Consider the following 22450-nt stretch of genomic DNA (forward strand, 5'->3'; position numbering starts at 1 on the left):
TTCTTTCGAGTCAAATACTTAAGGGCTGAATCGCAGCCCGTCGTTTTTACACCCTTTTTTGTCCGGTTCGTCTCATGTCTGAAGCTTCGAAATCGCCGCCACGCCTGATTCTGGCGTCCAGTTCACCTTACCGGCGCGAATTGCTCGAACGCCTGCGCATTCCGTTCGACGTCGTGTCGCCCGATATCGACGAAACGCCGCTCGCCAACGAAACGCCCGAAGCGACCGCGGTTCGGCTCTCGATCGCCAAGGCGCGTGCGGCGGCCGGACGGAGCGGCAACGACGCGAACGCCCTCGTGATCGGCTCCGATCAGGTGGCGACCTTCGACGGCAAGCAGATCGGCAAGCCCGGCACGTACGAGAAAGCCTTCGCCCAGCTCCAGGCGATGCGCGGACGCAGCGTCGAATTCCACAGCGCGCTTTGCCTGTTCGACAGCCGCACGGGCGACGCGCAATCCGCCGATATCGTCACGCGCGTGCGGTTTCGTCGCTATTCGGACGCCCAGATCGAGACGTACCTGCGCGCCGAAACGCCGTACGACTGCGCCGGCAGCGCCAAGGCGGAAGGCCTGGGCATCGCGTTGCTCGAAGCGATCGAATCCGACGATCCCACCGCGCTGATCGGCCTGCCGCTGATCGCACTGACCGGAATGCTCGCGAACGCCGGCCATCCGGTGCTGGAGGCGGCATGAGCGGCGTTCTCTATCTGATTCCGAACACGCTCGGCGAAGGCGACGCCGACGCGCTCGCCCAAGTTCTGCCCGAACCGGTGCGCGCGCAGGCGGCCGCGCTCGCGTACTACATCGGCGAAAACGCCAAAACGACGCGCGCCTTTCTGAAGAAAGTGGGCACCGAACGTCCGATTCAGGAAATCGAGGTGCGCGAGCTGAATGTGAACACGCCGCCAGCGGAAATCGACAAGCTGCTCGCGCCGATCCTCGCCGGCACCGACGCCGGCCTCGTCTCCGAAGCGGGCTGTCCCGCCGTCGCCGATCCCGGTGCGTTGCTCGTGCGGCGCGCGCATCAGCGTGGCGTGAAGGTCGTGCCGTTCGTCGGACCGAGCTCGATCTTGCTCGCGCTGATGGCTTCCGGCATGAACGGCCAGAGCTTCGCGTTCAACGGCTATCTGCCGGTCGATGCCGGCGAACGCGCGAAACGGCTGCGCGAGCTGGAGCAACTGTCGCGCAAGGCCAATCAGACGCAGATTTTCATTGAGACGCCCTATCGCAATAAGGCGATGCTCGACGCGCTCATCGCTGGCTGCGCGCCGTCGACGCTCATTTGCGTCGCCGTCGATCTGACGCTGCCGGGCGAAAACATCGTCACGCGCACGGCGGCCGACTGGAAGAAGCAGGCCGCGCCGGACCTGCATAAGCGCCCGGCGATCTTCCTCTTGCTGGCTTCGTAAAACTCAGCGCAACTGGGGCTTGCCGCCGAGCGTGAGCGCGCGCATGGCGGCATCGCCCACGGATGCGCCGAAGCGCCGCACCACACGCTCGCTGATGCTTTCCTTTTGCGTGTAATCGACGATATCCGGCTGCTTGATGACCTCGCGCGCGACATAGCTGGCGTCGCCGAAACCATCGGCGAGACCGAGTTCGACGCTCTTTTCGCCGGTCCAGAACATGCCCGAGAACAGCTCCGGATCGTCCTTCAGACGCTTGCCGCGCCCGAGCTTCACGGCATCGATGAACTGCGTGTGGATCTGATCGAGCATTTCCTGCGCGTGCGCGTTCATCGCGGGCGTTTCCGGCGAGAACGGGTCGAACGCGCCCTTGTTCGCGCCCGACGTGTGCATGCGGCGCTGGATGCCGAGCTTGTCCATCAGGCCCGTGAAGCCGAAGCCGTCCATCAGCACGCCGATCGAGCCGACGATGCTCGCGCGGTCGACGTAAATCTTGTCCGCCGCCGCCGCGACGTAATAGCCGCCCGACGCGCACATGTCGTCGACGACCACGTACAGCGGCGTCTTCGGATACTTCGCGCGCAGCCGCCGGATTTCGCCGTTGATGATTCCCGCCTGCACCGGACTGCCGCCCGGACTGTTGATGCGCAGAATCACGCCCGCCGTGTTCTCGTCCTCGAACGCGCTCTGTAGCGCACCGTCGATGTTGTCGGCGCTGGCATCGCTGTTCGCGGAGATCTCGCCCTGCAGATCGATGAGCGCCGTGTGCTTGCCAGCCTTCGCGGCACGATCGCCGGTGAAATCGAACACGCCCCAGGCGATCAGCGCGATCACGCCGAGAAACAGGAAGCGAAAGAAGATGCGCCAGCGACGCGCGGCGCGCTGCTCGCGAATCGCGGCGAGCGCGATGCGTTCGAGCGCTTCGCGCTCCCAGTTGTCGTTATTGCGCGGCGGAATGTTGTCGGACATGCGTCGTGGATGTGTAGAGATTGAATCAGGCGGGACGCACGGCGTCGTCGGGCAGCCAGAAGACCGCGCGCCCTTCCGGCGTGTCGCGCTCTTCGACCGTCACGGCCCGCAGGCGCGCGCCGCGGCAAGGACCGCCGACGCATTTGCCGGTATCGGGCTCGTAGATCGCCCCGTGCGTCGCGCACATCAAGTATAGGCCCGAGCTTTCGAAGAACTGGCCCTCGTTCCAGTCGAGCTCCATCGGCACGTGCGCGCACCGGTTCAGATAACCGAACGCTTCGCCGCCGTATCGGACGAAGAACACGACCGCGTCGCCGCTCGCTTCGGTCGCGTTGACGCGCACGCCCGCGCCGCCATCGACGAGTTCGTCGGACGCGCATACCCGCACCGGTTCGCTCATGCGTGCTCCCGCAGCCAGCCGGCGAGCGACGCGACGCTGTCGGCGCAGTACTGCGGCTTGAGCGCCGCGAGAGAATCGGCCGGATGCGCGCCATAACCGACGCCGACGCCCGCCGCGCCCGCGTTGATCGCCATCTGCAGATCGTGCGTCGTGTCGCCGATCATCACCGTGCGCCCGAGATCCTGCCCGAGCTCGCGCGTGAGTTCCTGCAACATTGCGGGATGCGGCTTCGAGAACGTTTCGTCCGCGCAGCGCGTGCTGTCGAAGAGGCTCGTGAGCCGCGATTCGTCGAGCGCGCGATTCAGTCCGACGCGGCTCTTGCCCGTCGCGACCGCGAGAAAATAGCCGAGATCGCGCAATTCCTGCAGCAGTTCGCGCACGCCGCCGAAGAGTTCGGTTTTCTGGCCCATCGTCAGGAAATGGAAGCGGTAACGTTCGGCCAGGCGCGGATAGTCGGACGGATCGAGCGTCGGCGCGCATATCTGCAGCGCGTCCTTCAGGCCGAGGCCGATCACATAGCTCGCGGATTCATCGGCGGGAACCGGCAGCCCGAGGTCGCGGCACGCGGCCTGAATGCTGCGCGTGATGTGGACGGTCGAATCCATCAGCGTGCCGTCCCAGTCGAAAACGATCAGATCGAATTGCTGCCGCGCCATTTACTCGGTCTCCCGGTTTTTCAGTTGTTCGATGAACCGTTTGCACTCGACGGGCAGCGGCGCTTCGAATTGCAGCGGCTCGCCCGTCGCCGGGTGCGTGATTTTCAGTCGATACGCGTGCAAAAACATGCGTTTCAGCGACGGTTTCGCGCTCGGGCGGGCCAATTCCTTGTTCAGCGCGAAATCGCCGTATTTGGCGTCGCCCGCGATCGGCAGGCCGATGCTCGCCATATGCACGCGAATCTGGTGCGTGCGGCCGGTTTTCAGCTCTGCCTCGACCCACGCGTAGTCGCGCCAGCGCTCGATCAGATTGAAGACCGTATGCGACGGCAGCCCGTTCTCCTGGATTCGCACGCGCCGCTCGCCATCCGCTGCGACATATTTATGCAACGGCGCCTTGACGATGCGCCGGCGGCCCCAGTCGCTCTGCCAGTCGCCGTGACCGCACGCGTAATAGCGCTTGTCGACCCGATTTTCGCGAATCTGCTCGTGCAGCCCGACGAGCGCCTGGCGCTTCTTGGCGAGCATGAGCACGCCCGACGTCTCGCGATCCAGCCGATGCACCAGTTCGAGAAATTTTGCGTGCGGCCGCGCATTGCGCAACTGCTCGATGACGCCGAACGCGACGCCGCTGCCGCCATGCACCGCGACGCCGGACGGTTTATCGATGACGATCAGATGGTCGTCCTCGAAGAGAATCGGGAATTCGGCGGCGGGCGCGTTCGACGACACCGGCGCCGCGTCCTGCTGCGCGATGCGGATCGGCGGCACGCGCACGAGATCGCCCAGTTCGAGCCGGTAAGCCGCGTCGATGCGCCCCTTGTTCACGCGCACTTCGCCACTTCGGAGAATGCGGTAAATATGGCTCTTCGGGACGCCCTTGCAGACGCGCAGCAAAAAATTGTCGATCCGCTGACCGGCGGCCGTTTCGTCGACTTCGATCATCGACACTTGTTCGCTTGCGACCTGTTTATGGGATGTTTTGCCTAACTCATTCATTCTGAATATAATTTGCGAGCAGCCTGAAAAGGTCGACGCTTAGGATCAAGCAGCGGCCGAATTATTCAGACTGTATCGGTGCAAGCGATAAACCATCATTTTACTTGCGCCCAAGGTCGGTTGCTCACCCGGAAAATCGAGAGCGACGAGTTGCACGCACGGCGATATCACCGGCAAGGACGGAGCCCACAGGCGCGTTCGGTCGAGTCGATCGCCGACGGTAACGGATTTTTGGTCAAAAAGAATTTTATCGGCGAGAAGCGACGGCGCCCGGCAAAACCGGATGCCAGCCCGGATCGACCCTGCCGTCGAGCGGGAGAAAAAGGCAAATCGACGCTCGCCGATTTTGCGAACAACTGACGGCGAAATCGCTGCTGCGCTGATTTCTGCGAAGCGCGACAACGCCGCAAACGAGGCGAGACATGCGGCCGCGAGCCGACGGGAGCCGACAGAAACAAGTCGGGCCCGCGGCCGTGCCGGCGCGGCAAGGCAGCAAAGAGGATCGGTTACGAAGCATCGCGCCGGTTTGCGCGAGACCGCTCTTCCTCGCGGCCGCCGTTGGGAGGAATCAGGCTCTTTGCAAGAGCGCAGGCCGGTTCGGCGCGTCCATTTTGAGACGCGGAGCCGCAGCGCCGCCGTTCATCCTCGCCACGAGCCGAGCGATCTGTCGTACGTCTCGCAGTTGCTTCGCAATGCGCCCCACGGCGCGGCTGTCCGATGCGGAAGCCGCGGCCTGCTTTCGGCAATTCTCCCGCCAGAAGTCCCGCTCCAGCGTGCTTTGTGACAACACACAAAAAAGCGTGGCACGCCCACCTTCCCGCTTCGCGCGCGTGATGCATCAGTCACCGACGCCGATTCGCACGACGAGGGAGGACGGAGCCATTCTGGAGCCGTTTCATGAAACGAATGCTGTTTAACGCGACGCAGCAAGAGGAATTGCGCGTCGCCATCGTCGATGGGCAGAAGCTCATCGATATCGACATCGAAACCGCCGGGCGCGAACAGCGCAAAGGCAACATCTACAAGGGAGTCGTCACCCGCATCGAGCCATCGCTCGAAGCCTGCTTCGTCAACTACGGCGAAGACCGCCACGGCTTCCTGCCGTTCAAGGAAGTCGCCCGCCAGTATTTCCGCGATGGCGTCGAGATGCGCTCCGCGCGCATTCAGGACGCGCTGCGCGAAGGCCAGGAACTCATCGTCCAGGTCGAGAAGGAAGAGCGCGGCAACAAGGGCGCGGCGCTGACCACGTTCATCTCGCTGGCCGGACGTTACCTCGTCCTGATGCCGAACAACCCGCGCGGCGGCGGCGTGTCGCGCCGCATCGAAGGCGACGAACGGCAGGAACTGCGCGAAACCATGGCGCAGCTCGAACTGCCGGAAGGCATGAGCATCATCGCGCGCACGGCGGGTATCGGCCGTTCGGCGGAAGAGCTCCAGTGGGACCTGAACTACCTGATGCAACTGTGGCGCGCGATCGAAGCCGCGTCGCAGAGCGGCGTCGCCGGCCAGCCGATGCTCATTTATCTCGAATCGAGCCTCGTCATCCGCGCGATTCGCGACTACTTCCAGCCGGATATCGGCGAAATTCTCATCGACACGACCGAAATCCATGACCAGGCGCGCGCCTTCATGGATATCGTGATGCCCGACAACCTCTCGAAGGTGAAGCGCTATCACGACGACGTGCCGCTCTTCTCGCGCTTCCAGATCGAGCATCAGATCGAAACCGCGTACTCGCGCACGGTGCCGCTGCCGTCGGGCGGCGCGATCGTGATCGATCACACCGAGGCGCTCGTCGCCATCGACGTGAACTCGGCGCGCGCGACCAAGGGCGCGGACATTGAGGAAACCGCGACGCGCACCAATCTCGAAGCCGCCGACGAAGTCGCGCGTCAGCTTCGTCTGCGCGATCTGGGCGGGCTGATCGTGATCGATTTCATCGACATGGAATCGGCCAAGAGCCAGCGCGAAGTCGAGCAGCGCCTGAAAGATGCGTTGAAGCACGACCGCGCCCGCGTACAAATGGGCAAGATTTCGCGCTTTGGCCTGATGGAACTGTCGCGTCAGCGCCTGCGTCCGGCGCTGTCGGAAGGCAGCCACGTGACCTGCCCGCGCTGCAACGGCACGGGTCACATCCGCGATACCGAATCGTCCGCGCTGCAAGTGCTGCGGATCATTCAGGAAGAAGCGATGAAGGAAAACACCGCGGCGATCCATTGCCAGGTGCCGGTCGAGGTGACCGCCTTCCTGCTCAACGAAAAGCGCTCGGAAATCAACAAGATCGAGTCGCGCTTCAAGGTCAATGTCGTCCTGATTCCGAACAAGCATCTCGAAACGCCGCACTACAAGCTGGAGCGTCTGCGTCACGACGATGCGCGTCTCGACGATCCGCGCGCGTCGTGGAAGATGGCCGTCGAAGCGGCGAGCGAGCTCGAATCGGAGACCGGCTACAGCAAGCGCACCGAAGAGGTGAAGCCGAAGCAGGAAGCCGCCGTGAAGGGCATCACGCCCGAGAAGCCCGCGCCGAGCGCGCCGGTGAAGCCCGCGCCCGTCGAGGCCGCGCCCGCGCCGACGCCCGTTCCGGCGAGCGGCGGATTCATCGCGTGGATCAAGAATCTGTTCGGCATTCAGCCTGCGCCGCAACCCGCGCCGGCTCCGGTCGAAGCACAACCGGCCACGCGCGCGCCGCGCGAACGCGGTGAACGCACCGGCGGCGGCGATCGCAACCGCAATCGCCGTAGCGGCGGCGCCGCGCGCGAAGGCGCTGCGGCAGGCACGGCGGCGGGCGCCAACGGCGCGGCGCGCCAGGGCGGCCGTCGCGAGGATCGCGAGGCGCGTGGCGGACGCGAAGGTCGTGAAGTGCGCGAGCCGCGTGAGGCTCGTGAGGCGCGCGAACCCCGCGAAGCACGCGAGCCGCGTGAGGCACGCGAGCCACGCGAACCGCGTGAAGCGCGCGACCGCAACGCGGAACGCGCAGCGCGTCCGGAAGCAACCGAACGTCCGGAACGCCGCGAGCGTCCGGATCGTGGCGAACGCGCCGAGCGTGGCGACCGCGCTGAACGAGCCGAGCGCGCGGAACGCGGCGAGCGTCGCAAGCCGCAACCGGAAGCCGCCGTCGAGGCGCTGACGCAGGGCGAAACGGTGCCGTCGGAAATCGTCGAAGCGGCGCAAGCCAATGCCGACGCGCAAGTGGCCGGCATCGATGCGGCATCCGACGCGGCGGCCGCACGTGACGGCGAAGAGCGTCGTCGCCGTCGCCGTGGGCGTCGTGGCGGTCGTCGCGAGCGCGAAGAAGACGGCATGACGGTGAATCACGCGGCGGACGTCGCCGAAGCAGAAGGCGCAGCAGAGAGCACTTCGGCGCAAGCCGGCGTGTTTGATGCGGAAGCCGCGCAGGAAGCGGCTGCACGTCGCGAACCCCGCCCGGCCGCGCCGCAACCGGTGGAAGCGTCGGTGCAGCAACCGGCCGCTCAGCCGCTCGAAGCGAAGCCGCAAGAGCAAGCGCCCGCCGCTGCGGAGGAAGCGCCGGTCGCCAAGACTGTTGAGGCCGAGCCTTTCGAACTGAAGGCGCAAACGCCCGAACCGACGAACTTCGATCTCTTCGCCAAGCCCGCTCCGGCACCGGAGGTCGAGAATCCGTTCGGTCCGGAGCCGAAGGTCGCCGAGACGAAATTGGCCGATCCGTTCGCACCCGCGTCCGCTCCGGTCGCATCCGAAGAGCCGAAGCCCGTGGAAACGGCGCCGACGCCCGTCGAGCCGGTTGCGGCCGAGCCTGCCGAAGTCGCCGAGCCGGTGAAGACCGCCGCTGTCGCATCGACGCCCGAAGCGACGGCCGTCGAGCCAGTGAAGCCGGTCGAGATCGCGCAAGCGCAGACGCAAGCGCCGGTCTTCGCGCCGGAGCCTGTCGCAGTCGTCGCCGAGCCGGTGAAGGTCGCTGCGCCCGCCGCGCCTGCAACGTCGACGCCGATCGCCGTCGACACCCTTCAGCCGATGCTGGAGCGTGCGGGCCTCGTCTGGGTGAACACCGACGAAGGCAAGCTGCGCGAAGCCAATGCCGCCGCCGCACGCGAGCCGGCTGCGGTGCGCGTGCCGCGCGAACGCAAGGCACTTCCGCCGGCCGACACCGCGCCCATGCAGCAAGTGGAAACCAGCAAGCAGGCCCACTAAGCGCGCGCGTCCCGTTCACTCCGGTGAACGGGCAAAAGCCAGAAACGCCATCGATCCCCGATCGATGGCGTTTTTTTGCGTCGTAAAACGGCTGAACCGAGGGAAAACCGCAACTCCGTGGCAGTGCGTCCCGATGTCCCGCTTCCGTTAGAATGGAACGATCCAACCATTATTCGAACAAGGCCGAAGCGGCCGAGCCGAGCCCCGAGTCATCATGCCCCGACGCATCATTCCTCTCGCCGATGTCAGCGCGATCCCGGATTTCTCCGGCGCCGCGACATCGCCGTCCGGGCTGCTCACGGACACGCTCGCGCGCCCATTGCGGGATTTGCGCATTTCCGTGACAGATCGCTGCAACTTTCGCTGCGTGTACTGCATGCCACGCGAAGTGTTCGATAAGGATTACCAGTTTCTCCCGCACGCCGCCCTGCTCTCGTTCGAGGAAATCGAGCGCCTCGCGCGCGTATTCGTTGCGCATGGCGTGGAAAAGATTCGCCTTACGGGCGGCGAGCCGCTTCTGCGCAAGAACATCGAATTCCTGATCGAGCGGCTCGCGCTGTTGCGCACGCCCGAAGGCCGCCCGCTCGATCTGACGCTCACGACGAACGGCTCGCTCCTCGCGCGCAAGGCGAAGTCGCTGAAGGACGCGGGTTTGTCGCGCGTCACCGTGAGCCTCGATGCGCTCGACGACGCCCTCTTTCGCCGCATGAACGATGCCGATTTCGCGGTCGCCGACGTGCTGAACGGCATCGAGACGGCGCAAGCCGCCGGGCTCGCTCCGATCAAGGTGAACATGGTCGTGAAGCGCGGCACGAACGATCAGGAAATCGTCCCGATGGCGCGCCATTTCAAAGGCAGCGGCGCGGTTCTGCGTTTCATCGAATATATGGATGTCGGCGCGTCGAACGGCTGGAACATGAGCGAAGTGCTGCCTTCGGTGCAAGTGGTCGAACGCATCGACGCGCACTTTCCGCTGGAACCGCTCGAAGCCCACACGGCCGCGGAAACGGCGCAGCGCTGGGGCTATCGCGACGGCAGCGGTGAAATCGGCGTGATTTCGAGCGTCACACGCGCGTTTTGCGACTCGTGCACGCGTGCCCGGCTCTCGACGGAAGGCAAGCTGTATCTGTGTCTCTTCGCGGTTTCCGGCCACGACCTGCGCGGACTGATCCGCAGCGGCGCGGGCGACGACGAAGTCGCCACAGCCATCGCGCGAATCTGGGAGGCGCGCGGCGACCGGTATTCGCAATTGCGCGGCAGCGCATCGGCGCCATCTCGCGACGATGCACGTCGCGTCGAGATGTCGTACATCGGCGGCTGAGCGCGGCGGATCGTTCGTGCTGAGCGCTCATTCATCGTCCAGCGTCACGGCGCTCGTGCTCGCGGGCGGACGCGGCTCGCGCATGGGCGGCATCGACAAGGGCATGCAGCCGTTTCGCGGTGAGCCGCTCGCGTTGCACGTGATGCGGCGCATCGCGCCTCAGGCGGGCGCGCTTCTGATCAGCGCAAATCGTTCCATCGAAGACTACGCGCGCCTCGGCGCGGCATTCGGCGCGCGCGTTGTCGCGGACGCGCGCGCGGATTTCCCCGGGCCGCTCGCCGGCATCGCCGCTGCGTTGCGCGTTGCGAGCACCGAATTCGTTCTGACCGCGCCTTGCGACGCCCCTTTCGTCGACGAACACATCGGCGCCGCGTTGATGCAAGCACTCGACGCGCACGGCGGCGACGTTGCATACGCAGCAACAATCGACGCGTCGGGCGAAGTCATGGCCCACCCCGTTTTCGCGTTGCTGCGTGCGTCGCTCGCCGACGACCTGGACGCCTGGCTGGACGCGGGCGAGCGCAAGGTGCGCGCGTGGTACGCGCGCCACAAGGCGGTGGAAGTGCAATTTCACGACGAACGCGCGTTTTACAATATCAACGATTTACAGCAGCTCGCCGATCTGGAACGCCGCTGACTCGTTCAACCGGCTGCCCGCTCACATCGCCATTGCGGGCGCTCAACCACCGCGCGGCCATGTGCTGCTTCGCCGGATTCCGGCCGCGATCCACGCCGATTCATGACCACGTCCAAGGATTTTTCCGCCTGCGTCGCCCACTACGATCCGAATGCGCTGCCCGTTGAAGCCGCGCAGGAAATCGTGCGTCAGTGGGCCATGCCGCGCATGCGGGACGCGCAGATCGAGCGCGTGAGCCTGTTTGACGCGCTCGGCCGCGTGCTCGCCGAGGATGTGATCTCGCCCATCGACGTCCCCGCTTACGACAATTCCGCGATGGACGGCTACGCGTTCGCCGGCGATGTGCTCTCGCGCGGTGGCGATACGGTCGGCTTGTCCGTCGCGGGCACGGCGCTCGCCGGGCGGCCGTTCGAAGGCGCGCCGGGCGCGGATCAATGCGTGCGGATCATGACGGGCGCGCTCATCCCGGCCGGCTGCGACACGGTCGTGCCGCAGGAGTTCGTCACGCGCGAAGGCGACGCGATCCGCTTTTCGCCGGCGACGATCCGTGCCGGCCAGAATCGCCGCCTCTCCGGCGAGGATCTCGCGAAAGGCAAGCCGGCGCTGCTCGCGGGTCGCGTCGTGCGGGCGTCGGATCTCGGTTTGCTCGCGTCGCTCGGTATCGGCGAAGTGTCGGTTCGCAGGCGGCTCACCGTCGCCTTCTTTTCGACGGGCGACGAATTGCGTTCGGTCGGCGAAACGCTGAGCGCTGGCAGCATTTACGACAGTAATCGCTACACGCTCTTCGCAATGCTCAAGCGGCTCGGCGTCGAAACCGTCGATCTGGGTATCGTGCGCGACGATCGCGCCTCGCTCGAAAAGGCGCTGCGTCATGCGACCGAAAGCGCCGATGTCGTCATCAGTTCGGGCGGCGTGTCGGTCGGCGATGCGGACTTCACGCGCGCGCTGATGAATTCGCTCGGCGACGTCGCCTTCTGGAAGATCGCGATGCGCCCCGGCCGCCCGCTGGCATTCGGCCGGCTGTGGTCGGGCGAGCGCCCGGGCGCGGGCGAGTCGGCGCTCTTCTTCGGGTTGCCGGGGAACCCGGTCGCCGTAATGGCGACGTTCTACTTCATCGTGCGCGAGGCGCTTCTGGCGATGTCGGGCGCGATGCGCCAGCCGCTCACGGTCATCCGCGCGCGCGCCGCCGAGCCGATGAAAAAGCGCGCGGGCCGCACCGAGTTCCAGCGCGGAATCGCGACGCGCGACGACGACGGGCGCTTTCGCGTCGTCACCACCGGTCCGCAGGGTTCCGGCGTGCTGAGTTCGATGAGCGAAGCGAACTGCTTCATCGTGCTCGAGCACGCGCGCGGCGACGTCGAAGCGGGCGACGAAGTCGAAATCGTGCCGTTCGACGGCCTGATCTGATCCGGCGCCGCCGCCAGCCGGTACAAACATTCCTACATCGATAGACGGGGCTTTCCTTCCATGAAAAAGCAGATTTCATTCATCGCACCGGGACAGACCGCCAAGGCGCTGATTCTCGTGTACCTGACTTTCAGCGTGCCCATTGTGCTGCTCGGCGTCGTGGTCGCGTTCGTGCGATACGGCTCGGTGGAAGTGAGCACCGTCACGAGCGCGCTGCTCCTGAACGCGATTCTCGGTTTCATCCTGCTGTGGATCGCGTGCCACGCGTACAACTGGGTGGCCTCGCGTTTCGGCGGCATCGAGATCGTGCTCTCCGACGCGCCGGAGGAAGCGTGAGCGCCCCGATCATCCGCGCGGCCTCGCCCGCCGACGTCGCCGCGATCTTCGGCCTGATGTACGAGCTGGCCGAGTTCGAGAAGCTCACGCATCTGTTCATCGCGACGGAGCAAGGCGTGCATGACGCGCTCTTCGGCGCACGACCGGCCGCTGAAGCGCTCGTCGCGGAAGTCGAAGGCGAAATCGTCAGCTATGCGCTCTTCTTCCAGAACTTCTCGACCTTCCTCGGCAAGCGCGGCCTGTATCTCGAAGACCTCTACGTGCGTCCTTCGATGCGCGGCAGCGGCCTCGGGACGCTGATGCTGAAAAAGCTCGCCGCGCTCGCGGTCGAGCGCCAGTGCGGCCGCTTCGAATGGTCGGTGCTGGACTGGAATCAGAACGCCATCGATTTCTACGAAAAGATGGGCGCGACCGTGCTGCCCGACTGGCGCATCGTGCGCGTGACGGGCGAGCCGCTCGAACGCCTCGCGTCCTGAATCGCGTCCTGCATCACGGCTCGTCGTCGCCTTCGGGCGATGACGGATCGCCGAACGCCTCGCCCAACAACCCCGCCGCCTGTTCGCCGGGCAACGCCTCGACATCCCGAAGGCGCTTGCCCATCTGCCGCGTGCGCGTCTGCGCCGCTTCGATCGAGCGCGTCACCGTTTCGAGCTGCGACTTTGTTCGCGCCAGCACTTCGCCGAACTTGCCGAACTCGGTCTTCACCGCGCCGAGCACCTGCCACACTTCGCTGGAACGCTTCTCGATGGCCAGCGTGCGGAAGCCCATCTGCAGGCTGTTGAGGAGCGCGGTCAGCGTCGTGGGTCCCGCGACGGTCACGCGAAACTCGCGCTGCAACGAATCGCTCAGGCCAGGACGGCGCAAGACTTCCGCGTAGAGACCTTCGGTCGGCAGGAAGAGCAATGCGAAGTCCGTCGTGTGCGGCGGCGCGACGTACTTCTGCGCGATCGATTTCGCCTCCGCGCGCAAGCGCCCTTCCAGCGCGCGCGACGCGTCCTCGACACCGGCCGGGTCCGCGCGTTCCTGCGCATCGATCAGACGCTCGTAGTCCTCGCGCGGAAATTTCGCGTCGATGGGCAGCCACACGGGCGTAGCCACGTCGCCCGGCGCACCCGGCGCGTCGTGCCGGCCAGGCAGCCTGATCGCGAACTCGACGCGTTCGTTGCTCTTCGGAACCGTCGCGACGTTCTTCGCGTACTGATCGGGCGTGAGCAACTGTTCCAGCAGCGCTTCGAGCTGCACTTCGCCCCAGATGCCGCGCGTCTTGACGTTGCTCAGTACCTTCTTCAGATCGCCGACACCCGCCGCGAGCGTCTGCATCTCGCCGAGTCCGCGATGCACCTGCTCCAGCCTGTCGGAGACGAGCTTGAACGACTCGCCGAGCCGTTGCTCCAGCGTCGCGTGCAACTTTTCGTCGACGGTGCGGCGCATCTCGTCGAGCTTCGTCGCGTTGTTCGCCTCGATGTCCTTCAGGCGCGCTTCGAGCGTCGCGCGCACTTCGCCGAGCCGCCGCTCGTTCGCTTCGGAAAGCTGCGCGAGATGCAGCGACATGGAATCGGCGAAGCGCTTCAACGCGTTGCCCTGATCCTCGCGCGCCTGCTGGCTTTGCTGTGCGAGCTGCTGCGCAAGCGCGTCGAATTGCGCGTTCTGCACGTTCGACGTGCTCGCCAGTTGCGTCGAAAGCGTCTGATGGAATTGCGCGAAGCCGCTTTGCGATTCCATGCGCGAGACGCGCGCGCTCTCCGCGATATCGCCACGCAAGCCGCGTTCGAGCCGTTCCTGCGCGCGCGCGTGTGCCTCGCCCATGTCGTTGACGCGATCGGTGAGCGCTTCAAACTCGTCGAAGATAACCGCGTTCGAATTGCGCCGCATCGTCATGACGAGCGCGACGAGCGAGACCACCAGCGCGATCGCCAGCACGGCGATCGCGCCAACCAGCAGTTCCATCATTTCTTCAGTACGTCCGGATTGATCGGGTTCGGCGGATTGCCTGCGCGCGGCCCTTCGCCCAGCGCGGCGATGAGATTGTCGGCCGCGAGATTGGCCATCGCGCGGCGCGTGCCTTCGGTCGCGCTCGCGATATGCGGCGTCAGCACGACGTTGTCGAGCAGCAGGAAATCCGGGTTGAAATTCGGCTCGCCCTCGAACACGTCGATGCCCGCCGCCGCGATGCGCTTGTCGCGCAACGCCGCGATCAACGCCGCGTCGTCGACGATGCCGCCGCGCGCGATATTCGTCAGCGTCGCCGTCGGCTTCATCAGCGCGAGTTCGGCCGCGCCGATCGTATGATGGCTTTCCTTCGAGTAAGGCACGACGAGCACGACATGATCCGCGCGCTTGAGCAGATCTTCCTTCGACGCGTACTCGGCATTCAGCTCGCGCTCGATTTCCGGCGCGACGCGCGAACGGTTGTGATACATCACGCGCATGTTGAAGCCGGCCGCGCGCCGCGCCAGCGCCTGCCCGATGCGCCCCATGCCGATCACGCCGAGCGTCGAGCCGTAGACATCGGTGCCGAGGAACGAGTCGAACGACCACTTCTGCCACTTGCCCGCGCGCAGAAAGTGCTCGGATTCGGTGACGCGACGCGCCGCCGCCATCATCAGCGCCCAGCCGAAATCGGCCGTGGTTTCGTTCAGCACGTTGGGCGTGTTGGTGCCGAGCACCTTGTGCGCGTCGAACGCCCGCATGTCGAAGTTGTTGTAGCCGACCGCCATGTTCGCAACGACCTCCAGATTCGGCGCGCCCGAAAGCTCTTTCTCGCCGACCATCTCGCCCGCCGTGAACGCGCCGTCCTTGTCGGCGAGACGCCGCGCGAATTCTTCCTGCGGGAGCACGTCGCCGAGATTCACATCGACATCGAAATGCTGCTTCAGTCGCTCGATCACGTCGGGAAAAGTGGGACGCGCTACCAGCACTTTCTTCTTCATCGGTTGCTCCTAGAAAAATAGCCAGCCTAGAACGGCGAAAAGCGGCAAGAGAATCGCGCCCGACCACGCCATGAAACCGAAGAAACTCGGCATGCGTACGCCGCGCGATTCGGCGATCGCCTTCACCATGAAATTCGGCGCATTGCCGATATACGTGTTCGCGCCCATGAAGACCGCGCCCGCGGAGATGGCGGCGAGCGTCGTGGCGTCGCTGGTCATGAGCGTGCGTGCGTCGCCGCCCGCGAGATTGAAGAAGACGAGGTAGGTCGGCGCGTTGTCGAGAAACGACGACAGAAGACCGGTCGCCCAGAAATACGCGATGTCGACGGGCTTGCCCTGCGCATCCGACACCGCGTGCACGATGCCCGCGAACGCGCCCGATTCACCCGCGCGCAGGATCGTGATGACCGGCGCGATGGTGATGAAGATCGCCGCGAAGAGCTTCGCGACTTCCTCGATGGGCGCCCAGTCGAACGCGTTCCCCGCGCGCGCGCTTTTCGGCGTGAGCGCGAGCGATGCGAGCAGCACGGCGACGAGCAGCACGTCGCGCACGAGATTCTGCAACTGGACATGCGTGCCGAAGATGTCGAACGTGATGCCGGGTTTCCAGATGCCGCTCATCAGCACGAGCACGACGATCGCCGCGAGCAGCGCGAAATTGATCTTGCCGTCGATGCCAAGCGGAGGCGTATCCGGCGTCGGGTCGAGAAACGCGGGCCGCGCGTCGTGCCTGCGCCAGTAGAAACTGTCCAGCACGAAGAACACCGCGAGGAGCACGGCGCAGACGAAGAGCATCGGCAGCGCGAGATGCACGGTAGTCCAGAAGAAGCCGACGCCGTTGAGAAAGCCGAGAAAAAGCGGCGGATCGCCGAGCGGCGTGAGCGAGCCGCCTGCGTTCGCGACGAGAAAGATGAAGAACACGACGACATGCACGACGTGCTTGCGATTGTCGTTCGCGCGCAAAAGCGGACGGATCAGCAGCATGGCCGCGCCCGTCGTGCCCATGACGCTCGCGAGCGCGGTGCCGAGCGCGAGCAGTCCGGTATTGAGATGAGCCGAGCCGTGCAGGTTGCCGCGCACGCAAATGCCGCCCGCGACCGTATACAGCGCTGCGAGCAGAATGATGAACGGCACGTACTCTTCGAGCATCGCGTGGACGAGCACGCTGCCCGCCGTGCCGACACCGAACGCAAGCCCGAACGGCGCGAGGAACGCGATCGCCCACCCCGCCGCGATCTTGCCGAAATGGTGATGCCAAACCTTCGGCGCGACGAGCGGAAACACCGCGATGGAAAGCAGGATGCCGACGAACGGTATGCCCCATGTGGCCGGGAGCGTCGCGCCGTCGGGCGTCGCAGCAGCGGCCGGCGCCGCGATCAGCGCCAGCATCGCGCAAGGCACGTACAAAACCAGACGCCGCATTGACTCACGCTCCGCGCACGACGATCACATGCACGCGATACGGCCCATGCGCGCCGAGCACGATGGTCTGTTCGATATCGCCGGTGCGCGACGGACCCGACACGAAGTTCACCGCGCGCGGCAACTCGCCGCGCTCGGCGCGCATCAACGCGAATGCATCTTCATGCGCGGCGACGATGCGCGACGCCGGCACGATCGCGATATGCGTCTGCGGCAAGAGCGCGCCGGATGCGGGCGTCTGCGCGCCCGAGAGCAGCACGAGCGAACCGGTTTCAGCCGTCGCGCAGAAGCAGCCGGTGATGCCGACGAGATCTTCATCGGCAGGCTTGCGAAACGCCGCCCGAATGCCCGCTTCGGACCAGCGCAGATGAGCAAGCGCGGGCCACGCGACGACATCGACGGGAAGGTTCAGCGACTGGAGATAGCGCACGGCTTCGGCGGGCGCATCGTCGAGCGATTCGACTTCGGCGACGGTCGTGGAGAGACGCTCCGCTTCGAGCGTGAAGCGCGCGATCAGCTCGTCACGCGTCTGAGGCAACGGAGGACGCGGACCCGCCGGATGTCGCTCGACATACTCGTCTGCGCCAGCGCGCTCGGCATCTGTAGCCGTGCCGCGACGGCCCTGCGCGCTGCGAATGCGCGCGAGAATATTGCGGCGCGCGTCCGATGTATCCATGGTGCCGTCCTCGTGTTGGCGTGCTTGAGATTCGTGCGCGCCGCGATGATTTACGACGCGTCCGAATTATAGCGAGCGGCATACACGCACGAACCTCGGCCGAACGGCATAGGCCGAATGGACGAATGCGCGTCGCTCAGTCGTCGCCGACCGGCTGCTCGATGCCGAAGACCTGACGCAGATAGGCGAGATACGCCTTGTCGTCGCACATGTTTTTGCCGGGCGAATCGGAGAGTTTCGCGACCGGCTGACCGTTGCATCGAACCATCTTGATGACGATCTGCAGCGGCTGATAGCCGAGATCGTTGGTGAGATTCGTGCCGACGCCGAACGCGAGCTGGCAACGTCCGCGAAAACGCTCGTACAGCTGCAGCACCTTCGGGATATCGAGCGCGTCGGAGAACACGAGCACTTTGGTGCGCGGGTCGCAGCGGTTTTCTTCGTAATGCCGGATGAGGCGCTCGCCCCAATCGAAGGGATCGCCCGAATCGTGGCGCGCGCCGTCGAACAGCTTGCAGAAGTACATGTCGAAGTCGCGCAGAAACGCCTTCATGCCGTAAACGTCCGACAGCGCGATGCCGAGGTCGCCGCGATATTCCTTCGCCCACATCTCGAAGCCGAAGATCTGCGAGTCGCGCAGACGCGGGCCGAGCGCCTGACACGCCTGCAAGTACTCATGCGCCATCGTGCCGAGCGGCCGCAAGCCGTGCTTCATCGCATAGAAGCAGTTGCTCGTGCCGGCGAACTGCGCGCCGAGCTTGTCCTTCAGCGTCAGCACGACTTCCTCGTGCCACTGCCCCGAAAAACGGCGGCGCGTGCCGTAATCGGCGATCTTGCAGTCCGAATATTCGGGTGGCGTGGCGAGCAGCTTGATCTTGTCGCGCAGGCGCTCGCGGCCGGTTTCATACTCGGGCTTGCGCTGCGTGTTGCGGAAATAGACTTCGTTGACGATCGCGAGCACCGGAATCTCGAAGAGAATCGTGTGCAGCCACGGCCCTTCGATCTCGATGTCGATCTCGCCGTTCTTCTTGGGCGACGGCGAAATGCGGATCGACTTTTCATTCAGATGGAAGAGCGCGAGGAAATCGATGAAGTCGCTCTTGATGAAGCGCATGCGCCGCAGATAATCCAGTTCCTCTTCCTTGAAGCGCAGATTGCAAAGCTGGCGCACTTCGTCGCGAATTTCATCGATATACGGCACGAGATCGACATTCGGCGTGCGGCAGCGGAAGCGATATTCGACATGCGCCGCGGGGAAGTGATGCAGCACGACCTGCATCATCGTGAACTTGTAGAGGTCGGTATCGAGCAGCGAATTGATGATCATGGTTCTGACGGGAACATCCACGCGAATGGACCGCGCGCTTTGCCTGCTTGCCAGCGCGCAGCCCGAGGCCTTTAGGGTCATGTTACCCGAATGTCCGCGCGGACATGATCCGCGCCCTGCCCTTTTGCGACGCCGCGCATACATACATCACGAATCGATATAAAGAGCGCTTCGCGCGGCGCGCGCCCACTTTTACCGTTACGCTACAATATGCGTTTCGGCAAGCGCACCTTCCGGCCCATGCAGCCGCCAGGGCGCCGCCCCCACGAATTCCGCATGCAGGAGCCTGAATGACTCACGTTGTGACCGAAAGCTGCATCAAGTGCAAGTACACCGATTGCGTGGACGTGTGCCCGGTGGATTGCTTCCGCGAAGGTCCCAACTTTCTCGCGATCGATCCCGACGAGTGCATCGACTGCGCCGTGTGCGTCGCCGAGTGCCCGGTGAACGCTATCTACGCCGAAGAAGATGTGCCTGGCGACCAACAGCACTTCACCGAACTGAACGCTGAACTCGCGCGTAACTGGCCGAGCATCACGAAGACGAAAGGCTCGCTTCCGGAAGCGGACGAGTTCAAGGACGTCAAGGAAAAGCTGAGTCTGCTCGAGCGTTGATTGTTGCGCTCGCCGACGCACGCGCTTCATTTGATTGCAAAAAATGCGTATCAAATGAAGATTGAGCGTTGACACGCCAAAAGCAGCCCCCTATAATTCCGCTTCTCTGCTGTAGATGTTCCCCGATAGCTCAGTCGGTAGAGCGCCGGACTGTTAATCCGTAGGTCCCTGGTTCGAGCCCAGGTCGGGGAGCCAAAAACTCCAGCAAGTCGGTTTCAAAAGAGCTCGGTCAGTTGGCTGAGTTTTTATTTCAGTTGTAGATGTTTCAGTTGTTCCCCGATAGCTCAGTCGGTAGAGCGCCGGACTGTTAATCCGTAGGTCCCTGGTTCGAGCCCAGGTCGGGGAGCCAAAAGCTTCTGTCAAAAAGCCCAGTCGCATGACTGGGCTTTTTGCTTTGTGCGCTGACTTCATCGCTTCACGCAAGCCACACGACGGTCAGCGAGCGCACGCCCTGCGCGCCGCGAATCAGCACGCCTTCGATATCCGCCGTCGCCGACGGCCCCGTCACGAGTACCGCATATCGCGCCGCTTTGAAATCGTCGCGTCGATACACCTGCTGCAAGCCCTCGACGAGTTGCGCCGGGTCGAGCAGCACGACGAGATGCTGCGACAGATAGCCGATCGCGTTCACGACGTACTCTTCTTCGCTGAACCACACCGAGCCCGTTTCAGCGACGCCGAAGCGCCCTCGCACGATGCCCACATCGACATCCTGAAGCGATGCCGGCACGGTATCGGATGAAAGCGGCCGCGTGCCGTCGACGCCCGGAACCGCCGATGCAATCACCTTCGCATCGGCAAAGCGTGTCGCGATCAGCGCGTTCACGTCTTCGAGACTGGCCGCTTCGACGCATGTGCCGCCCATCGCGGTGAGCGCGGTCGTAAAGCGCGCCTTCAGTTCGCCTTCCGGCGACGGGAACACGGGCACGTCCGGGCGCGGACGCGATGCGGGCTGCGCCGCGCGGATCTTCGAGAGAAAAGCTTCGCGAGTCGTCATTTATCGAGCTTCCGGTTTTTCCTGTACCACTCGTGAAAAGTCTCGGCGGGCGCTTCAGGCAGATCGCGGCCGCGTCCCCAGATATTGAGCGGGTTGTAGAGCACGAAGTTGGGCAGGCGCTTCAACGCGCCGCCGAGCGATGCGACCGTTGCACGATAGAGCGTCGGGCTCGCGAGCAGGCGCCCCGCCATCTTCAGCACTTCCTGCTTCACGAACGGCACTTCGTGCTTCTCGGCGATGACCTCGCGCCACTTGTAGATCTGCTCGTGAATGTTCACCTTCACGGGACAGACATTCGTGCAACTGCCGTTCATCGTCGACGCGAATGGCAGCGCGCTATAGCGCTTCAAATCGTGCGTCGGATTGATGATCGCGCCGATCGGACCGGAGTACGTCCCGCCATACGAAAGCCCGCCGCTTCTGCGATACACCGGACACGTATTCATGCACGCGCCGCAGCGGATGCACTTGAGCGAGTACCAGAAATCGTCCATCGCGAGGCGTTCTGAGCGGCCGTTATCGACGAGGATGAAGTGCATCTCCGTGCCCGGACGCGGCGCGCGAAAATGCGACGTGTACTGCGTGATCGGCGAGCCGAGCGCGCTTCTCGACAACATTCGAACGAACACGCCGAGATCGCTGATCGTCGGAATGATCTTTTCGATGCCGATCGACGCGATATGCAGCGGCGGCACGTTCGCCGAAAGATCCGCGTTGCCCTCGTTCGTGCACACGACGACCGTGCCCGTCTCCGCGACCGCGAAGTTGCAGCCCGTCATGCCCGCCGTCTTCTCGCGCACGAAATACGGCCGCGTGTTCATGCGCTGGCTTTCCGCGAGATAGTGGATGTCGCTGTTCCGCGGATCGGTGCCGATCGTCTTGCCGAACAGTTCGGCCACGTCCGCGCGCAGCTTGTGCACGGCCGGCACGACCATATGGCTCGGATCCTGATGATCGAGTTGCTGGATGCGCTCGCCGAGATCGGTTTCCATCACCGTGATGCCGCGCGGTTCGAGATAGTCGCGCATGTAGCACTCGTCGGTGAGCATCGACTTGCTCTTCACGAGCGACGTCATGCCGCGCTCGCTCATCAGCTTGAAGACGAGCGCGTTGTGCTCCTCGGCGTTCGCCGCGAAATGCACGACGACGCCGTTTTTCTCGGCCTGATCGACGAACTGCGCGATGTAATCGGCGAGATTGGACAGCGTGTGTTCCTTGATCGCCGATGCGAGATTGCGCATCGTCTCCCATTCGGGGATGCCGTGCGCCTGCGCGTCGCGCTTGCTGCGCAAGTCCCACAGACGCTTGTCGTGGAACGCGACGTGATCCGGCTTCTGCAGGAACGCGCCCGCCGCCTTCGCGTGATCGATCCGAACGCTTTTGCTCATGCGCGCGCTCCGTTCAGAACCTGCGCGATGTGGATGAACTTCGCATCGGCTTTCATGCGCTCGGCGCAGCCTTGCTGATGCATGAGACACGACATGTCACCCGACACGATGTACTCCGCGCCCGCGCCGACGTGATCGCGCACCTTGTCCTGACCCATCCGCACGGAGACGGCCTCTTCCGTCACCGAGAACGTGCCGCCGAATCCGCAGCATTCGTCGGCACGCGCGGGCGCGACGAACTCGATACCCCTCACGCGTTCGAGCAGCGTGCGCGGCTTCGAATACGGCGTTCCGGCCACTTCCGAATTCGACGTTTCGCGCAGATGCCGCACCGCGCTGCAACTGTTGTGCAGCCCGACCTTGTGCGGAAATTCGGCCCACGGAAACTCGCGCACCTTCAGCACGTCGTGCAGGAATTCGACGAGCTCGAACGTATTGCGCCGCACCTTCTGCACGGCGCTCGTCTGCTCGATCGCGGTGAAATGCTCGCGTACGTGATGCGTGCAACTCGCCGATGGCCCGACGACATAGTCGTAGTCGGCGAAATTGCGCGCGAACACGCGCTCGGCGCCGGCAGCCTCCTTGTGTGCGCCGCTATTGGCCATCGGCTGGCCGCAACAGGTCTGATCCTGCGGATAGTCGACGTCCACGCCCAGCCGTTCGAGCAGTTCGAGCGTGGCGATGCCGACTTGCGGATAAAAAGCGTCGATGAAACAGGGGACGAACAAGGCGACTTTCATGACGGGTTCGGCGATTTGGTAAGCTTGGTCTGACCAAGACTTTAATGAGATGCCTCTTT

Annotated in this window: 22 protein-coding genes and 2 tRNA genes; 11 read left to right on the forward strand and 13 right to left on the reverse strand. The window is 64.4% G+C overall.

All coding sequences use genetic code 11. From position 1 onward, the window contains the following. Positions 1–74 precede the first annotated feature (74 nt). Complete coding sequence (locus QCE58_RS11175; protein WP_250521236.1) at positions 75–692, forward strand: Maf-like protein; 618 nt, start codon at positions 75–77, stop codon at positions 690–692. Beyond that, positions 689–1408 carry an SAM-dependent methyltransferase gene (locus QCE58_RS11180; RefSeq protein ID WP_034473543.1) on the forward strand — a complete coding sequence of 240 codons (720 nt, stop codon included), beginning with the start codon at positions 689–691 and terminating at the stop codon, positions 1406–1408. Before QCE58_RS11175 ends, QCE58_RS11180 begins: the two co-directional genes overlap by 4 nt. Before the next feature lie 3 nt (positions 1409–1411). Here the strand turns inward: QCE58_RS11180 and QCE58_RS11185 are convergent, their stop codons facing one another. The 5 genes from QCE58_RS11185 to QCE58_RS11205 are packed head-to-tail and all read right to left on the reverse strand — an operon-like array spanning position 1412 to position 4831. Beyond that, entirely contained in the window at positions 1412–2374 is a 963-nt protein-coding gene (locus QCE58_RS11185; protein WP_008342262.1) for a S49 family peptidase, read from the reverse strand. A gap of 25 nt (positions 2375–2399) precedes the next feature. Further along, entirely contained in the window at positions 2400–2774 is a 375-nt protein-coding gene (locus tag QCE58_RS11190; RefSeq protein WP_008342264.1) for a Rieske 2Fe-2S domain-containing protein, read from the reverse strand. Beyond that, complete coding sequence (locus QCE58_RS11195; protein ID WP_008342265.1) at positions 2771–3430, reverse strand: HAD-IA family hydrolase; 660 nt, start codon at positions 3428–3430, stop codon at positions 2771–2773. Before QCE58_RS11195 ends, QCE58_RS11190 begins: the two co-directional genes overlap by 4 nt. Continuing rightward, on the reverse strand, positions 3431–4429 hold the full coding sequence (locus QCE58_RS11200) for an RluA family pseudouridine synthase (protein WP_034473545.1): 999 nt from the start codon (positions 4427–4429) through the stop codon (positions 3431–3433). A gap of 45 nt (positions 4430–4474) precedes the next feature. After that, positions 4475–4831 carry a hypothetical protein gene (locus tag QCE58_RS11205; protein WP_144403826.1) on the reverse strand — a complete coding sequence of 119 codons (357 nt, stop codon included), beginning with the start codon at positions 4829–4831 and terminating at the stop codon, positions 4475–4477. Positions 4832–5326: 495 nt separating this feature from the next. On the opposite strand from QCE58_RS11205, the gene QCE58_RS11210 reads away from it, so the two are divergent. From QCE58_RS11210 to QCE58_RS11235, 6 genes are all read left to right on the forward strand, one after another. Continuing rightward, positions 5327–8596: an Rne/Rng family ribonuclease gene (locus QCE58_RS11210; protein ID WP_250521237.1), complete on the forward strand. Its 3270-nt coding sequence runs from the start codon at positions 5327–5329 to the stop codon at positions 8594–8596. Between the two features lie 214 nt (positions 8597–8810). After that, entirely contained in the window at positions 8811–9917 is a 1107-nt protein-coding gene (moaA, locus tag QCE58_RS11215; protein ID WP_008342271.1) for a GTP 3',8-cyclase MoaA, read from the forward strand. Between the two features lie 82 nt (positions 9918–9999). Then, positions 10000–10554 carry a molybdenum cofactor guanylyltransferase MobA gene (mobA, locus tag QCE58_RS11220; protein WP_250521251.1) on the forward strand — a complete coding sequence of 185 codons (555 nt, stop codon included), beginning with the start codon at positions 10000–10002 and terminating at the stop codon, positions 10552–10554. A 102-nt stretch (positions 10555–10656) separates the two neighbouring features. Next, positions 10657–11961 carry a gephyrin-like molybdotransferase Glp gene (glp, locus tag QCE58_RS11225; RefSeq protein ID WP_250521238.1) on the forward strand — a complete coding sequence of 435 codons (1305 nt, stop codon included), beginning with the start codon at positions 10657–10659 and terminating at the stop codon, positions 11959–11961. A gap of 60 nt (positions 11962–12021) precedes the next feature. Next, positions 12022–12297 (forward strand): hypothetical protein, encoded by a 276-nt coding sequence (locus tag QCE58_RS11230; RefSeq protein ID WP_008342276.1) that lies wholly within the window; start codon positions 12022–12024, stop codon positions 12295–12297. Between the two features lie 56 nt (positions 12298–12353). Beyond that, positions 12354–12773, forward strand: coding sequence for a GNAT family N-acetyltransferase (locus QCE58_RS11235; RefSeq protein WP_051078884.1), 420 nt, complete (start codon positions 12354–12356; stop codon positions 12771–12773). Between the two features lie 13 nt (positions 12774–12786). Here QCE58_RS11235 and QCE58_RS11240 read toward each other — a convergent pair whose 3' ends face one another. The 5 genes from QCE58_RS11240 to pncB form a co-directional block, all read right to left on the reverse strand. Further along, positions 12787–14247 (reverse strand): DNA recombination protein RmuC, encoded by a 1461-nt coding sequence (locus QCE58_RS11240; protein ID WP_250521239.1) that lies wholly within the window; start codon positions 14245–14247, stop codon positions 12787–12789. After that, on the reverse strand, positions 14244–15227 hold the full coding sequence (locus QCE58_RS11245) for a D-glycerate dehydrogenase (protein WP_250521240.1): 984 nt from the start codon (positions 15225–15227) through the stop codon (positions 14244–14246). Before QCE58_RS11245 ends, QCE58_RS11240 begins: the two co-directional genes overlap by 4 nt. A 9-nt stretch (positions 15228–15236) precedes the next feature. Continuing rightward, positions 15237–16649, reverse strand: a complete 1413-nt coding sequence (locus QCE58_RS11250) for a sodium:proton antiporter (RefSeq protein ID WP_034472647.1) — start codon at positions 16647–16649, stop codon at positions 15237–15239. A 4-nt stretch (positions 16650–16653) separates the two neighbouring features. After that, positions 16654–17325, reverse strand: a complete 672-nt coding sequence (locus QCE58_RS11255) for a lactate utilization protein C (RefSeq protein ID WP_008342286.1) — start codon at positions 17323–17325, stop codon at positions 16654–16656. A gap of 136 nt (positions 17326–17461) precedes the next feature. After that, positions 17462–18652, reverse strand: coding sequence for a nicotinate phosphoribosyltransferase (gene pncB / locus QCE58_RS11260; protein ID WP_008342288.1), 1191 nt, complete (start codon positions 18650–18652; stop codon positions 17462–17464). 290 nt (positions 18653–18942) lie between these two features. On the opposite strand from pncB, the gene fdxA reads away from it, so the two are divergent. From fdxA to QCE58_RS11275, 3 genes are all read left to right on the forward strand, one after another. Beyond that, positions 18943–19266, forward strand: a complete 324-nt coding sequence (gene fdxA, locus QCE58_RS11265; protein WP_008342289.1) for a ferredoxin FdxA — start codon at positions 18943–18945, stop codon at positions 19264–19266. Between the two features lie 119 nt (positions 19267–19385). Next, positions 19386–19461 (forward strand) — tRNA-Asn (locus tag QCE58_RS11270). Between the two features lie 78 nt (positions 19462–19539). Then, positions 19540–19615, forward strand: a tRNA-Asn gene (locus tag QCE58_RS11275). Between the two features lie 66 nt (positions 19616–19681). Here QCE58_RS11275 and QCE58_RS11280 read toward each other — a convergent pair. Genes QCE58_RS11280 through QCE58_RS11290 form a run of 3 tightly spaced genes read right to left on the reverse strand, consistent with a single transcriptional unit; the run spans position 19682 to position 22391 of the window. Next, positions 19682–20263 (reverse strand): LUD domain-containing protein, encoded by a 582-nt coding sequence (locus tag QCE58_RS11280; RefSeq protein ID WP_250521241.1) that lies wholly within the window; start codon positions 20261–20263, stop codon positions 19682–19684. Beyond that, a complete protein-coding gene (locus QCE58_RS11285) occupies positions 20260–21651 on the reverse strand; it encodes a lactate utilization protein B (RefSeq protein WP_250434969.1) in 1392 nt (463 codons plus the stop codon). Before QCE58_RS11285 ends, QCE58_RS11280 begins: the two co-directional genes overlap by 4 nt. Then, on the reverse strand, positions 21648–22391 hold the full coding sequence (locus QCE58_RS11290; protein WP_008342295.1) for a (Fe-S)-binding protein: 744 nt from the start codon (positions 22389–22391) through the stop codon (positions 21648–21650). The genes QCE58_RS11285 and QCE58_RS11290 overlap by 4 nt, the downstream gene beginning before the upstream one ends. Positions 22392–22450 lie beyond the last annotated feature (59 nt).

The sequence above is a fragment of the Caballeronia sp. LZ028 genome (genome assembly GCF_031451415.1).
GTDB classification, from domain to species: domain Bacteria; phylum Pseudomonadota; class Gammaproteobacteria; order Burkholderiales; family Burkholderiaceae; genus Caballeronia; species Caballeronia zhejiangensis.

Coding starts and splice junctions, on each gene's coding strand:
- QCE58_RS11175 (WP_250521236.1), top strand. CDS start 75: ATGTCTGAAGCTTCGAAATCGCCGCCACGCCTGATTCTGGCGTCCAGT.
- QCE58_RS11180 (WP_034473543.1), top strand. CDS start 689: ATGAGCGGCGTTCTCTATCTGATTCCGAACACGCTCGGCGAAGGCGAC.
- QCE58_RS11185 (WP_008342262.1), bottom strand. CDS start 2,374: ATGTCCGACAACATTCCGCCGCGCAATAACGACAACTGGGAGCGCGAA.
- QCE58_RS11190 (WP_008342264.1), bottom strand. CDS start 2,774: ATGAGCGAACCGGTGCGGGTATGCGCGTCCGACGAACTCGTCGATGGC.
- QCE58_RS11195 (WP_008342265.1), bottom strand. CDS start 3,430: ATGGCGCGGCAGCAATTCGATCTGATCGTTTTCGACTGGGACGGCACG.
- QCE58_RS11200 (WP_034473545.1), bottom strand. CDS start 4,429: ATGAATGAGTTAGGCAAAACATCCCATAAACAGGTCGCAAGCGAACAA.
- QCE58_RS11210 (WP_250521237.1), top strand. CDS start 5,327: ATGAAACGAATGCTGTTTAACGCGACGCAGCAAGAGGAATTGCGCGTC.
- moaA (WP_008342271.1), top strand. CDS start 8,811: ATGCCCCGACGCATCATTCCTCTCGCCGATGTCAGCGCGATCCCGGAT.
- mobA (WP_250521251.1), top strand. CDS start 10,000: ATGGGCGGCATCGACAAGGGCATGCAGCCGTTTCGCGGTGAGCCGCTC.
- glp (WP_250521238.1), top strand. CDS start 10,657: ATGACCACGTCCAAGGATTTTTCCGCCTGCGTCGCCCACTACGATCCG.
- QCE58_RS11230 (WP_008342276.1), top strand. CDS start 12,022: ATGAAAAAGCAGATTTCATTCATCGCACCGGGACAGACCGCCAAGGCG.
- QCE58_RS11235 (WP_051078884.1), top strand. CDS start 12,354: ATGTACGAGCTGGCCGAGTTCGAGAAGCTCACGCATCTGTTCATCGCG.
- QCE58_RS11240 (WP_250521239.1), bottom strand. CDS start 14,247: ATGATGGAACTGCTGGTTGGCGCGATCGCCGTGCTGGCGATCGCGCTG.
- QCE58_RS11245 (WP_250521240.1), bottom strand. CDS start 15,227: ATGAAGAAGAAAGTGCTGGTAGCGCGTCCCACTTTTCCCGACGTGATC.
- QCE58_RS11250 (WP_034472647.1), bottom strand. CDS start 16,649: ATGCGGCGTCTGGTTTTGTACGTGCCTTGCGCGATGCTGGCGCTGATC.
- QCE58_RS11255 (WP_008342286.1), bottom strand. CDS start 17,325: ATGGATACATCGGACGCGCGCCGCAATATTCTCGCGCGCATTCGCAGC.
- pncB (WP_008342288.1), bottom strand. CDS start 18,652: ATGATCATCAATTCGCTGCTCGATACCGACCTCTACAAGTTCACGATG.
- fdxA (WP_008342289.1), top strand. CDS start 18,943: ATGACTCACGTTGTGACCGAAAGCTGCATCAAGTGCAAGTACACCGAT.
- QCE58_RS11280 (WP_250521241.1), bottom strand. CDS start 20,263: ATGACGACTCGCGAAGCTTTTCTCTCGAAGATCCGCGCGGCGCAGCCC.
- QCE58_RS11285 (WP_250434969.1), bottom strand. CDS start 21,651: ATGAGCAAAAGCGTTCGGATCGATCACGCGAAGGCGGCGGGCGCGTTC.
- QCE58_RS11290 (WP_008342295.1), bottom strand. CDS start 22,391: ATGAAAGTCGCCTTGTTCGTCCCCTGTTTCATCGACGCTTTTTATCCG.